10 protein-coding genes are annotated in these 13306 nt (G+C 68.7%); 2 read left to right on the top strand and 8 right to left on the bottom strand.

The window, feature by feature from the left end; all coding sequences use genetic code 11:
- Positions 1 to 35 precede the first annotated feature (35 nt).
- From ACWPOC_RS05780 to ACWPOC_RS05755, 6 genes are all read right to left on the bottom strand, one after another.
- Positions 36 to 1832 (bottom strand): sodium/solute symporter, encoded by a 1797-nt coding sequence (locus tag ACWPOC_RS05780; RefSeq protein ID WP_455408180.1) that lies wholly within the window; start codon positions 1830 to 1832, stop codon positions 36 to 38.
- 7 nt (positions 1833 to 1839) lie between these two features.
- Positions 1840 to 2214, bottom strand: a complete 375-nt coding sequence (locus ACWPOC_RS05775) for a hypothetical protein (RefSeq protein WP_217580127.1) — start codon at positions 2212 to 2214, stop codon at positions 1840 to 1842.
- Entirely contained in the window at positions 2211 to 2993 is a 783-nt protein-coding gene (locus tag ACWPOC_RS05770) for a LytR/AlgR family response regulator transcription factor (RefSeq protein ID WP_120281590.1), read from the bottom strand. Before ACWPOC_RS05770 ends, ACWPOC_RS05775 begins: the two co-directional genes overlap by 4 nt.
- A 31-nt stretch (positions 2994 to 3024) precedes the next feature.
- On the bottom strand, positions 3025 to 4239 hold the full coding sequence (locus ACWPOC_RS05765) for a sensor histidine kinase (RefSeq protein ID WP_120281589.1): 1215 nt from the start codon (positions 4237 to 4239) through the stop codon (positions 3025 to 3027).
- Positions 4240 to 4314: 75 nt separating this feature from the next.
- Positions 4315 to 5829 (bottom strand): SulP family inorganic anion transporter, encoded by a 1515-nt coding sequence (locus ACWPOC_RS05760; protein WP_120281588.1) that lies wholly within the window; start codon positions 5827 to 5829, stop codon positions 4315 to 4317.
- 32 nt (positions 5830 to 5861) lie between these two features.
- Entirely contained in the window at positions 5862 to 7508 is a 1647-nt protein-coding gene (locus ACWPOC_RS05755) for a Na+/H+ antiporter (RefSeq protein WP_455408179.1), read from the bottom strand.
- A 151-nt stretch (positions 7509 to 7659) separates the two neighbouring features.
- Here ACWPOC_RS05755 and ACWPOC_RS05750 point away from each other — a divergent pair, with 151 nt between their 5' ends.
- Both ACWPOC_RS05750 and ACWPOC_RS05745 read left to right on the top strand, forming a co-directional pair.
- Complete coding sequence (locus ACWPOC_RS05750) at positions 7660 to 9429, top strand: glycoside hydrolase family 15 protein (RefSeq protein WP_455408178.1); 1770 nt, start codon at positions 7660 to 7662, stop codon at positions 9427 to 9429.
- A gap of 29 nt (positions 9430 to 9458) precedes the next feature.
- Positions 9459 to 10415 (top strand): TIGR03885 family FMN-dependent LLM class oxidoreductase, encoded by a 957-nt coding sequence (locus ACWPOC_RS05745; RefSeq protein WP_455408177.1) that lies wholly within the window; start codon positions 9459 to 9461, stop codon positions 10413 to 10415.
- Positions 10416 to 10440: 25 nt separating this feature from the next.
- On the opposite strand, the gene ACWPOC_RS05740 is transcribed toward ACWPOC_RS05745, so the two are convergent.
- Positions 10441 to 10725 (bottom strand): antitoxin, encoded by a 285-nt coding sequence (locus ACWPOC_RS05740; RefSeq protein ID WP_455408176.1) that lies wholly within the window; start codon positions 10723 to 10725, stop codon positions 10441 to 10443.
- Positions 10726 to 10788: 63 nt separating this feature from the next.
- Positions 10789 to 13266, bottom strand: a complete 2478-nt coding sequence (locus ACWPOC_RS05735; protein ID WP_455408175.1) for an HAD-IC family P-type ATPase — start codon at positions 13264 to 13266, stop codon at positions 10789 to 10791.
- Between the last annotated feature and the right edge of the window lie 40 nt (positions 13267 to 13306).

Raw genomic sequence — 13306 nt, 5'->3', positions numbered from 1 at the left:
CGACGAGGGGTGTCCTCGTGCGACGAACGGTCGCATCACCGCGACGAACGGCGCCTCTCCCCGGGTCCCCGTCCACGGTCGCCGAACGCACCGAGTTCACGGTCGCGGCCCATCCCGAGCCGCTCGGGCACGTGCATGCGGGAGAACGTCCTGCCGACGTCGCGCGGGATCCGCCGACGGGTCAGCAGACTCACCGTGATCATCGTGAGGAACGCCAGCGGCACGCTCAACGCCGCCGGATAGGCGGAGAGCACCGTCGGCCACCCGGCTGCCACCGACGGATCGATCGGCAGCAGCACGGTCGCCAGGGCTGCACCGCCCGCGACGAGACCACCGACGACCATCCCCGCCGCGGCGCCGATCGCGGTGAGGCCGCGCCACCAGATTCCCAGCACCAGCAGCGGACACAGCGTCGACGCGGCGATCGCGAAGACCTGCCCGACCGAACGCGACAGGTCGAGGGAGGTCACCGACAGAGCGAGCACGAGCGGCACCACCCCGGCGAGCACCGCGGCCACCCGGAAGTCGCGCACCCGGCCGCGCAGCACGTCCGTGGACAACACGCCGGCGACACTCACCAGCAGTCCGGAGGACGTCGACAGGAAGGCCGCGATCGCACCCGAGGCGACCAGCGCCGCGAGCAATTGCCCTCCCCATCCCGACAGCACCGACCCCGGCAGCAACAGCACTGCCGCATCGGAGCGTCCGGTGATGAGCAGCTGCGGGACGTACAGGCGCGCGAACACCCCGAGCAGCGTGGGGAACAGATAGAACAGCCCGAGCAGGCCGATGACGGCGAACGACGTCATGCGCGCCGCCCGTCCGTCGGGGTTGGTGTAGAAGCGCACGAGCACGTGGGGCAGTCCCATCGTGCCCAGGAAGGTCGCGAGCATCAGCGAATACACCTGGAACAGCGGATGTTCACTGCTCGCCCCCAGCCCCGCCCCCGGCGACGCCCAGGTGTCGTTGTCGGTCGGCGCACCGGCGACCACCGGCACCGGTGACCCGGCATCGAGGACCAGTTCGGTTCCGGCCCCGAGGACGTGCTCCCCCGGTTCGAGTTCGAAGACACCCGCGACAGGCCGGCCGTCGATCTCCCCGGTCGCCACGACGGGGAGCGTCTCAGCGACCTGCACGACCACGTCGATCGTCACGTCGACGGTGGTGGTCTCGGTGACGGTGGGTGGCACGGGTTCGTCGACACCCCGGTCGTCGCCGACGAAGTGCAATGTGAGGACCAGGGCGGGCAGAGCGACCGCGGTGAGTTTGAGCCAGTACTGGAAGGCCTGCACGAAGGTGATCGACCGCATCCCGCCACCGACCACGTTGGCCACGACGATCACCCCGACCACGGCGACGCCCACCCAGTCGGGCACTCCCAGAAGGATGTTGAGCGTGAGTCCCGCGCCCTGGAACTGCGGCACCAGATACAGGATGCAGATGATCGCCACGACCATCATCGACAGCGTGCGCAGCCACTTCTCCCCCAGCCGGAACTCCGCGAAATCCGGGACGGTGTACGCGCCCGAACGTCGCAGGGGCGCAGCGACGAACAGCAGCAGACCCAGATAACCGGCCGTGAAACCGACGGGATACCACAGCGCGTCGGCGCCGAACTTCGCGACGAGCCCGGCCACGCCGAGAAAGGATGCCGCCGAGAGGTATTCACCGGAGATCGCCGCGGCGTTCCAGCGCGGTCCGACACTGCGCGAGGCGACGAGGAAATCCGAGGTGGTGCGCGCCATCCGCACGCCGTACACACCGATCGCGACGGTGGCGATCGCCGCGGCGACGAGACCGACGACGGTGACGACGGGAATCGATCCACTCATGGGCTCGTCAATCGTCGGTGAGGTCGGTGAAATCCTGCTCGTTGCGTTCGGCGAGGCGCAGATACACCCACGCGATACCGAGCAGGATCGGATAGCCGACCACCCCGAGCAACACCCATGGCAGGCGGATCCCCAACACCGTCATCTCCGCGAGAGCAGGAAAGACGTGGAACAGCACCGGAATCGCGCCGAGCAGGCACACCGTGAACAACGCGACCCGCAGGGCGAGCCCGAGTTGCGCACGGACCAGCCCGCGGACCATCGCGTCGCCGACCTCGGTCTGCTGCTGCACCTCGACCCGGGTGCGGACCATGCGCGCCCCGCGCCGTTCGGCGAGGACGACACGCTGCCGCTGCGGGGGTGACCCGCCGGTGGTGCTCATCGCGACGTCCACGACTGCATCGGACCGCGGATGAGCCGGTCCTTGAGTTCCCGCGTGTGCCGACGGCTGACGGGCAGTTCGACGGGCGGGGAGTTGCTGTCGCTGCGCAGGCACACGACGAGACCCGAACCCACACTGCGGATACCGGTGACGAGCGGCAGCGCCACGAGATAGGAGCGGTGCACGCGCAGGAAGCCGGCATCGGCCCAGCGGTTCTCGAGCGTCGATATCGGGATACGCACCAGGTGCGAACCGGTCGCGGTGTGCAGTCGCGCGTAGTCGCCCTCGGCTTCGACCCAGTGGACCGACGAGCGCGGCACGAGCGTGGTGACACCGCCGAGCTCGACCGGGATCACGTCGTCGCTCTGACCGGTGTCGGATGTCGCCTGCGCGGCAGGCCGGCGGCGCTCGGCGATCCGCCGGACCGCTTCGGCGAGTCGTTCCTCCCGCAGCGGCTTGAGGACGTAGTCGACGGCGCCGAGGTCGAACGCGGAGACCGCACGATCGTCGTGCGCGGTCACGAACACCACGGCCGGGGACACCGCGAAATTGCGCAGGATGCCCGCGAGTTCCAGCCCGTCGAGTCCGGGCATGTTGATGTCGAGGAAGACCGCGTCGATGCCTCCGTCGCGCAGCACGCGCAGAGCGGTCGTCGCGTCTCCCGCGGTGTGTACGACGCCGATCTCCTCCTGCGCGCGCAGTAGGTAGGTCAGCTCGTCGAGGGCGGGCGGTTCGTCGTCGACCGCCAGCACGGTCAGGTTGTCTGTGATCTCGTTCACGGCGAATCCATCGTGCCATGCCGGGTGTTCCTCACGGCCGGATACCCGCCCTGAACTTCGGCACGCGCATGCTCACCCGGGTGCCGGCCCCCGGCGCGGTCTCGACGACGAGGCCGTAGTCGTTGCCGAAGGCCGCACGCAGCCGGTCGTCGACGTTGGCGAGGCCCACGTGCGCAGACTCGCGGACACCGCTGCCGTGCTCGCTCTCGGCGATCGCGTCGAGCGTGCCCGATCGCAGCAGTTCCGGGTCCATGCCGATGCCGTCGTCCTCGACGCTGATGACGCAGTCGGTGCCCTCGTCCGCCGCGGTGATGGTGATCGTGCCCGTGCGGGTTTCCTTGCCCGCGATCCCGTGTCGCACGGCGTTCTCGACGAGCGGCTGCAGAGCGAGGAAGGGCAGCGTCACGTTGAGCACCTCGGGTGCGACCTGCAGGCGCACCTCGAGGGCGTTGCCGAAGCGGGCACGCTCGAGCGTCAGGTACCGGTCGATGTTGCGCAGTTCGTCGGCGAGCAGGGTGTACTCACCGGCCGCGCGGAACGAGTAGCGGGTGAAGTCGGCGAAATCCAGCAGCAGTTCACGGGCCCGGTCGGGGTCGGTCCGGACGAACGACGCCACCGTGTTGAGCGCGTTGTAGATGAAGTGCGGACTGATCTGGGCGCGCAGCGCACGGACCTCCGCGCGGTCGAGCCGGGCGCGGGAGGCATCGAGCTCGGCCAGCTCGATCTGACTGCACGCGTACCGCGCCACCTCGGTGATCGCGCCGAGCAGCGCCGGGCCGGGTTCGACGGTCGTCACGACGCCGAGCACCCCTGCCACACCCATGTCCTCCACGGCGAGCGGCTGGGCGATCAGTGCGCGGGCCGCGAGGTCGCCGTGGTCCCGCCGCAGGTCGTGGTGCCCGACGAGCACGCGACGCTTGTCGGCGACGGCCCGGCCCGCGGCGGTGATCATCGCGTCCGTCAGTTCCTCGAACGGGCCGTCCCAGGCGAGCAGGGCACCGTTCTCGTCCAGCAGCGCCACCGCGCGCGCTTCGGCGAGCAGCATCCGCAGGTGCGGGGCGGCCTCCTTCGCGGACGACGCGTCGAGCCCGGCGCGCAGGGGGCGCGCCGCGAGGGACGCCGTGTGCAGGGTCGCGTGGACCGCGCGTTCGGCGGGTGTGGTGACCACCCGCCGGGTCCACAGCACCACCGAGACCACGACCAGCACCAGGAGCAGTACCACCGCGGCGAGCTCGATCGCGATCATGCGCTCACGTTACGTCGAATCGATCCGACGTCGAGTTGCGCCTCGACAACGGCGGCCTGCTCCGGGGATGCGCGGTCAGTTCTCCCCGCCGAGCCGGCCGGACAACCGGCGGAGGCGTTCGAGGCTCGCGCCGTCCAGTCCGACGATGGTGACCGTCTTGCCCTTGGCCGCGTACTTCTGCTGGATCGCATCGAAGGTCGCGACAGTGGACGCGTCCCAGATGTCGGCGGCGGTGAGGTCGACGACGACGTTCTCCGGGTCGCCGACGTAGTCGAACTGGAAGACGAGATCGTTGCTCGACGCCCAGAACAGTTCACCCGTGACCCGGTAGGTGCACGTGTCGTCGCTCGTGAGCGTTCTCTCGACGGTGGTCATGTGCGCGACGCGGCGGGCGAACAGCACCATCGCGGTGAGCACTCCGAGCGACACTCCGATCGCGAGATTGCCGGTGCTCACCGTGGCGACGACCGTGACGACCATGACGACGGTCTCGCTGAGCGGCATCAACCGCAGCGTCCGCGGGTGCACGCTGTGCCAGTCGACCGTCGCGATCGACACCATGATCATCACGGCGACGAGGGCGGCCATCGGGACCAACCCGACGATGTCGCCGAGCGCGACCACGAGGATCAGCAGGAACACGCCGGCCGCCAGGGTGGACAGACGAGTCCGTGCCCCGGAGACCTTCACGTTCATCATGGTCTGGCCAACGACGGCGCAGCCGCCCATGCCGCCGAAGAATCCGGTGACGATGTTGGCGATGCCCTGCCCCCAGCCCTCGCGGGTCTTGTCCGACCGGGTGTCGGTGATGTCGTCGACGAGCTTGGCCGTCATCAGCGATTCCATGAGGCCGACGAGGGCCATCGCGAGCGCGTACGGCGCGAGGATCCGGAGGGTCTCGAAGGTCAGCGGCACGTCGGGGAAGAAGAGCGAGGGCAGACTCTCGGGCAGTTCACCCTGGTCCGCGACATCCGGCACGTTCAGAGAGAAGGCCACCGTCACGACGGTGAGGAGCACGATCGTGACGAGCGGAGCCGGTACGGTCTCGGTGATCTTCGGGAGGAACACCAGCACCAGCAGACCTGCCGCCACCAGCGGATAGACCATCCACGGCACGTCCACGAGATGCGGAATCTGGGCGACGAAGACGAGAATTGCGAGCGAGTTGACGAAGCCGACCATGACGCTGCGCGGCACGAACCGCATGAGTTTGGCCACGCCGAGGAAGCTGAGCAGCACCTGGAAGATGCCGCCGAGGATCACGGTCGCGATGAGATGGTCCACACCGTACTGCTCGGACACCGGAGCGATCACGAGCGCCACCGCTGCGGTCGCCGCCGAGATCATCGCGGGCCGTCCGCCGACGATCGCGATGGTGATCGCCATGGTCACCGAGGCGAACAGCCCGACCCGGGGGTCGACACCGGCGATCACGGAGAAGGCGATGGCTTCGGGGATCAGGGCGAGCGCCACGACCAGGCCGGCCAGGAGTTCGGTCTTGAGACGAGCAGTCGACCGGAGAGCGAATCGCACGGAGACGTCGGTGCGGGGATCGTGCGGCACCTGTTCCGGGCCGTGCGGGGTGTTCACTTGCGGAAAGTCTACCGTTGCGCCCTGTCGTCCTACTGTTGTGCACTGCTGTCCCGACGGCGGCGGCGGATGCGTTCCTCGACGGCCGCCTCGTCGACATCGAGACTCTCCAGCACGTCGCGGAGAATCTCGTCGTCGAGTTCCCCACGATCACGTGCGTCGATGAGATCCTGTCGTCGCGCCCGCAGGGACGCTCGCCGGATGTCGTCGAACAGTGCGGCAAGTCGCGCTCCCGCGTCTGCAGCCGCGTCCTCGACGGTCTCTGCCTCCTGCCGGGATCGGAGCGACGTGCGTGCTTTGGCCAGCAGCCTGTCGTAGATCTCCGGGTCCACGCCGTCGGGTGGCTGCGCGGCGAGTTCGGCAAGCACACGGTCGCTGGACTCCGCCGAGATCCTGCGGGCCACGGTCATCTGTTCCTCGGTCCGCAGCCGCTCGTAGGGGTCGGTGACCTCGAGTCGACGGATGAGCCACGGCATCGTCGCGCCCTGGATGAGGAGTGTGCCGATGGCGACGACCAGCGCGGAGATCTGGATCATCTCGCGGCCGGGGAAGGGAGCACCCGATGCGATCACCACGGGCACCCCACCGGCCGCGGCGAGGGTGACGACCCCGCGCATGCCCGCCCACGACACCACGACGTGTTCCCGGAAGTTCAGCTGGTCGCGGCCGAGGCGTTCGGATCCGGCGCGCCGCACGAGCGCGCGCCGGCCCCAGTGCAGCAGACCCCACGCGGGTCGCACGATCATGACGACGAGCAGGATCACCACCGCACCGAGCAACGCGAGGCGCAGGTCGGCGCCGCTGTCGCGGACCTCGTCGAGGACGAACCGCAATTGCAGGCCCATGTAAGCGAAGACGAACGTCTCGAGCACCACGTCGATGCTCTTCCACACCGCGCGTTCCTGCAGTCGCGTGCTCACCGAGACCTCGGTGGCACGGTGCCCGATGAACAGTCCGGCAGCGACGACGGCGAGCACTCCCGAGGCGTGGAGCTCCTCGGCGGCGAGATACGCCGCGAACGGCAGCACCAGCCCCAGCACGGTCTCGAGCGGCGAGTCGTACATCCGGACGCGGATCAGGTGGACGATGTATGCGAGTGCCAGACCGACAGCGACCCCACCCGCGACCTCGTAGAGGAAGAACAGGAGCGGCGAATCAGCGAGGATGTGTGTTCCCGTGACGGCCGAGATCGCCACGGTGAACAGGGTCAGGGCGGTGGCGTCGTTGACCAGACCCTCCCCGGTCAGCACCGCGATGACCCGTTTCGGCAGTCCGAGCCGTTGCCCCACGGCGACGGCACTGACCGCGTCGGTCGGTGCGACGACCGCGCCGAGAGCGAGCGCCGCACCGAAGGACAGCGCCGTCATCATCGCGGACGCCGTCCACGCCACGACGAACGCCGTGACGAGCACCGTATAGATCCCGAGCCGCAGGATCGACGGCAGATACTGCCGGAAGGTAGGAACCGAGAACCTCAGGGCCGACGAATACAACAGCGGCGGCAGGACGACCCCGAGAATGATCTCCGGATCCAGTTCGAGCCTTGGCAGACCCGGCACGAACGACACCAGTGCTCCGACGGCGACGAGCACGAGCGGGGCCTGCAGGTCGCGTCGCGACGCGAGGGCGGTCACCGCGATCCCGGCGATGACGACCAGCAGGATCCACGCGCCGTTCATCGCGACGGCACCGTGCCAGGTGTCCGGTTCACGGTGTGATGGTGACACAGCCGACGGTCGGCCGTCGCGAACGTGCAGGTCGTTTGCCCCGACCCGGCCGGGGTATGCAACCGATCGACCGCCGTGTACCCGGCCCCAGCGAGGAGTGCGTGTGATCCCAGCCCGCGACGACGACGGCTATGCGGACCTGCGCACCTACGCCGCGCTGGGCGACGGCGACACCGTCGCCCTCGTCGCCGAGGACGGTTCGGTGGACTGGTATCCGGTACCGCTCCTCGATTCGCACCCGGTCTTCGCACGACTTCTCGACGCACCGGCGGGTGGTTCCGTCGAGTTACAGCCTGTCGACGAGTTCACCGTCGAACGCGCATACGTGCCGGGCACGAACGTGCTGAGTACCGTCTTCACCACCGCACAGGGCCGGGTCCGGGTGACCGACTCGATCGATACGGGTGTCGCCGGGCGGTTGCCCTGGGGTGAGCTCGCCCGCCGCGTCGAAGGCCTGGACGGCGAGGTCGCGATGCGCTGGACGGTCGCCCCCGGCACCGGACTGGGCCGGTACCAGCCCTGGTGCGACCGAACCGAACACGGACCCGTCCTGCGGGTGGGGACCGTGAGCATCGGGGTGCGCACGTCCGGCACCGGTGAACCGGTGATCGAACACCGCTCGATCGGCGGCCGTTTCGTCACCTCGGCCGGATCCCGGCACCTGATCGCTGTGCTGTCGACGGAGAACGAACCCCTGCCGTTGCCCGACGCCGACGCGATCGACGCCAACATCGACCGTACCGTCGACCGGTGGAAGCAGTGGTCGTCGCTCCTCCACTACGACGGGCCGTGGGCCGATGCGGTGATCCGGAGCGCGCTCGCACTGAAACTGTTGCAGAACCGATCGGGTGCGATCGCCGCAGCGGCGACGACGTCCGTTCCGGAAAGCCCGGACGGCGAGAAGAACTGGGACTACCGTTTCGCCTGGGTGCGCGACGCCGCCTACACCCTGCACGCGCTGATCCGTCTCGGCGATCGCGAGGAGGTGCACGCCGCGATGAGCTGGTTGCTCCGCGTGGTGCGCGATCAGGGTGCCGACGCGGAGGTGTTCACCCGGCTCGACGGCGGAACTCCCGACGACGAACGGCGACTGGATGTTCCGGGTTGGCGCGGTATCGGCCCGGTGGTCGAGGGGAACAGGGCCGCAGGTCAATTGCAGCTCGGGATCTACGGCGACCTGTTCGAGATCGTGACCCTCTACAGCAGTGAGGGTTACGTGCTCGACATCGCGACCGCGCGTCTGCTCGCCCGCATCGCCGACCACACCTGCGATGTCTGGCAACAGGCCGATCACGGCATCTGGGAGCTGCTCGACCGCGAGCACTACACGAACTCGAAGATGAGCTGCTGGCACGCGCTCGACCGCGCCGTCCATCTCGCCGAGGTCGGGCAGATCCCGGGGACGGCGGATCGCTGGCGACGCGAACGCGATCTCATCCGCGACTGGATCGAGGAGAACTGCTGGTCGGACGAACTCGGGTGCTACACCGCCTATCCCGGCACCGACCGGCTGGACGCGTCCGTCCTGCTCGGAGCCGTCGGCGGGTACGACCGGGGTCCGCGAATGCAGGCCACCTGCGACGCTCTGCGACGGGAACTCGGTCGCGGGCCGCTGCTCTACCGGTTCAGCGGCGCCGACAAGGAGGAAGGGACGTTCGTCGCCTGCGCGTTCTGGATGGTCGCGGCACTGGCCGAGACGGGACGGACCGACGAGGCCACCGAACTGATGGGCGAACTCGTACCGCTCGCCAACGACGTGGGCCTGTACTCGGAGATGATCGCCGAGGACGGCACCTTCCTCGGCAATCTCCCCCAGGGACTGAGCCATCTCGCACTCATGACGGCTGCACTGACCCTCATCGAGAAGTACTGATCGCCGATCGACCGGAGGAGCGGACAGGTATGACGCTGATAGGTTTTCACGCCTCACACGAACAGGCGTCCCCATCCCGCCTGCTCGAGGACGTCCGGCTCGCGGAAGCGGCCGGTTTCGGGGCGGCCATGTGCTCGGACCACATCGAACCGTGGTCGCATCGCCAGGGACACTCGGGGTTCGCGTGGTCGTGGCTCGGAGCGGCCCTGGCCACCACGGACCTACGTTTCGGTGTCGTCACCGCGACCGGCTTCCGCTACCACCCGGTCGTCACCGCCCAGGCCACCGCCACTCTGGCATCGATGTTCCCGCAGCGCTTCTGGTTCGCACTCGGCAGCGGCGAGCACTGCAACGAACGCATGTCCGGAGTCGCCTGGCCACCCAAGGAGGAACGGCAGCAACTCCTCGGTGAGAACCTCGACATCGTGCGACGCCTGCACACGGGCGAAGTCGTCGACCACGACGGCGCGGTGAAGGTCGACCGGGGACGGGTCTGGGACCGGCCGGAGACTCCTCCCGACATTCTGCTTCCCGCACTGACTCCCGAGACGGCCGGTCGTTTCGCCGACCGGGTCGACGGTCTCGTCACCGTGAACGCCCCACTCGAGGACCTGCGGCGGATCCTCGGCGCCTACCGCGACGGAGGCGGACGCGGACGGACCGTGCTGCAGGTCCATCTGAGTTGGGCGCCCACGCGGGAGCGCGCTCGGGAGATCGCGCGGGAACAGTGGGCGACGAACGCCCTACCGCCGGAACTCATGGCAGAACTCGCCACGCCCGAGGAATTCGAGTCCCACGCCGCCGAACTCGACGACGGCGACCTCGAGGGCGCGGTGATCGTGTCCGACGATCCCGCCGAACACGTCGACCGCTTGTGCGAATTCGCCGAACTCGGTTTCGACGAGATCTATCTGCACCATGTGGGGCCGGATCAGCGCCCGTTCATCGACACCTTCGGCGACGCTGTGTTGCCGCACCTGCCGTGAACGGGGGCTGCCACCCCTGCCTCGATCAGGGTTGACGCGGTCCCGGTTGTGCTTCGGGTCCGGGACCGCCCTCGGGACCGGGCTCCCCGCCGGGTCCGGGCTGCGCGCCCGGTGCAGGATTGTCGCTGGTACCCAGATGCTGACGGGCGGCGTCCTGCGCCTTGTCGACGTGCTGGGTGTACTTGCCGCCGGTACGTCCGTCCACCTGGTCGCCGGCCTTCTCGATGAACTGATCGGCCTTGTCGGGGTTCTTCGAGGCGTAGTCCTTGCCCTTGTTCACAAAGCCCTTCACCGAATCCATGAAACCCATCGTTCGGTCCTTCCCTCGTCGGATCGCCGTGAGGTTCGGGCGCACCGATCCGTGCGCTGCGGGTCAGTGTACGCCCGGCAGCAGATCGTCGGGGGCGGCGAACAGGCGGCGGTGCTCCCCGTGGAGACGTCCCGACACCCACCACAGGGCCTCGACGAGGACGACTCCGATCAGCCCGCACGTCACCGCGATCGTCGAGTACGCGACGTTCGACGGATCGAGTGCGAAGAACTCCCGGGTGAACGGCACGGAGAACAGGATCACGTAGCCGAGCACCGAACCGGCGAGCAGCGCGATCTTCCACCACTGGTACGGGCGGGCGACCACGGCGAGCACCCACAGCGCGATGATCAGCAAGGTGATCAGGGCCGAGGTGCCGGCCTGGATCTTCTGCTGCTCGGTCTGCTCCGGGCCGCCGTAGACGAGCACGTAACAGACGAAGGTCGCCACACCGACGACCACGCCCGAGGGGATCGCCAGTCGCATCACGCGGGAGACGAAGCCCGAGCGTGCCCGCTCGTTGTTCGGTGCCAGCGACAGCAGGAAGGCGGGGATGCCGATGGTGAACCACGCCGCGATCGTCACGTGCCGGGGCAGGAACGGATAGGGCAACGGCTCGAAGTCGAACACCTGCGACAGCACACCCGACACGCCCACCAGGAAGGCGAGCAGCACCGAGTACACCGTCTTGGTGAGGAACAGGTTGGAGACGCGTTCGATGTTGCCGATGACCCGGCGACCCTCGGCCACCACGTAGGGCAGCGTCGCGAACTTGTTGTCGAGAAGGACGATCTGTGCGACCGCGCGGGTCGCGGGACTACCCGACCCCATCGCGACTCCGATGTCGGCGTCCTTGAGGGCGAGCACGTCGTTGACGCCGTCGCCGGTCATCGCGACGGTGTGACCGCGCGACTGCAGCGCGCCGACCATCGAGCGCTTCTGATCGGGACGGACCCGGCCGAAGGTCGTCGAGCCTTCGACGACGTCGGCGAGTTCGTTCTCGCCCTCCGGCAGGGAACGCGCGTCGATGGGAGACCCGCTACCCGGCAGGCCGAGCGACGAGGCGACCGCACCGACGGCGATCGCGTTGTCGCCGGAGATGACCTTGACGTCGACCTGCTGGCCGGCGAAGTACTCGAGGGTCGGCTTCGCGTCCGGGCGCACCCGCTGTTCGAGGACGACGAGCGCGACGGGCGTGACCGTGCCGGGGGCGAGTTCGTCGTCGACCGGGCGGTCGCTGCATGCGAGGAGCAGCACCCGCAGCCCGCTCGAGCCGAGTTCCTCGGCGCGTCGCGCCGCCTCGGTGCCGGGGTCGAGCAGCACGTCGGGTGCGCCGAGCAGCCAGTTGCCGTGGGTGCCGTACGACTGGCCGCTCCACTTCTTCGCCGACGAGAACGGCGCGACCGCGGTGGGCTCGCCCCAGCCGGGGGCGGTGGGGAACGCCTCGGCGATCGCGAGGACGCTGGCGTTCGGACGCGGGTCGTCGGCCGCCAGCGCGGCCAGGGCGGCGCGGGCCTCGTCGAGGTTGCTGCCGTCGAGGGGCTCGAGATCGGACAGGCGCATGCCGTTCTCGGTGAGCGTGCCGGTCTTGTCGGCACACACCACGTCGACGCGCGCGAGGCCTTCGATCGCCGGCAGCTCCTGAACGAGGCACTGACGACGTCCGAGGCGGACGACACCGACCGCGAACGCGATGGACGTCATGAGCACGAGACCCTCGGGCACCATCGGCACGAGGGCGGCGACCATGCCGCTCAGCGCGGGGCCGAGCGACTCGCCGCTGGAGAAGAGCTGGTTGTAGATGATGAGCAGACCCGCGGGGATCATCAGGTAAGTGATGAAACGCAGGATCTTGTTGATGCCCGCGTTCAGCTCCGACTTCACGAGTGTGAACTTGCTCGCTTCTTCCGCGAGTCGCGCCGCGTAGGCGTCGCGGCCGACCTTCGTCGCACGGTAGGAGCCGGAGCCGGAGGCGACGAAGCTGCCCGACATCACCGTCGAACCGGGCACCTTGTGCACGGGATCCGACTCGCCCGTCAGCAGCGACTCGTCCAGTTCGAGACCCTGGGCCTCGACCACCTCGCCGTCGACGACCAGCTGGTCGCCGGGGCCGAGCTCGATGATGTCGTCGAGCACCACCTCGCGCGGAGCGATCGGTGCGGCGACGCCGTCCCGGCGCACGACGGGTTTCGTCTGGCTGACGATGGCCAGCTTGTCGAGGGTGCGCTTGGCGCGCACCTCCTGGATGATGCCGATGCCGCTGTTCGCGATGATCAGCAGACCGAACATGCCGTCGATGATCGAGCCGGTGGCCAGCACGATCAGCAGCAGCACCCCGAGGATCGCGTTGATCCGGGTGAACACGTTGGCCCGGACGATGTCCTTGACCGATCGGGACGCGCGGTCGGGGACATCGTTGGTGAGGCCACGTGCCACACGCTCGGCGACCTGCTCGGTGGACAGCCCGGTGGCTGCATGGTCGGATGCGAGGACCGGCGCCTCGTCCGTTCCCACCACCGTCGTGGGCTCTTCTACTGCCATGACGAACCAGATTAGGGCACGAAAGCGAACAGCCGGTGCC

It is taken from the genome of Rhodococcus sp. 5G237, assembly GCF_053764735.1.
This window is presented reverse-complemented; position numbering and strand designations above follow the sequence as displayed.

What these genes read in the sequence shown, in the direction of transcription:
- ACWPOC_RS05740 (WP_455408176.1), bottom strand. Translation starts at nt 10,725, where the DNA reads ATGGGTTTCATGGATTCGGTGAAGGGCTTTGTGAACAAGGGCAAGGAC.
- ACWPOC_RS05775 (WP_217580127.1), bottom strand. Translation starts at nt 2,214, where the DNA reads ATGAGCACCACCGGCGGGTCACCCCCGCAGCGGCAGCGTGTCGTCCTC.
- ACWPOC_RS05755 (WP_455408179.1), bottom strand. Translation starts at nt 7,508, where the DNA reads ATGAACGGCGCGTGGATCCTGCTGGTCGTCATCGCCGGGATCGCGGTG.
- ACWPOC_RS05780 (WP_455408180.1), bottom strand. Translation starts at nt 1,832, where the DNA reads ATGAGTGGATCGATTCCCGTCGTCACCGTCGTCGGTCTCGTCGCCGCG.
- ACWPOC_RS05735 (WP_455408175.1), bottom strand. Translation starts at nt 13,266, where the DNA reads ATGGCAGTAGAAGAGCCCACGACGGTGGTGGGAACGGACGAGGCGCCG.
- ACWPOC_RS05765 (WP_120281589.1), bottom strand. Translation starts at nt 4,239, where the DNA reads ATGATCGCGATCGAGCTCGCCGCGGTGGTACTGCTCCTGGTGCTGGTC.
- ACWPOC_RS05745 (WP_455408177.1), top strand. Translation starts at nt 9,459, where the DNA reads ATGACGCTGATAGGTTTTCACGCCTCACACGAACAGGCGTCCCCATCC.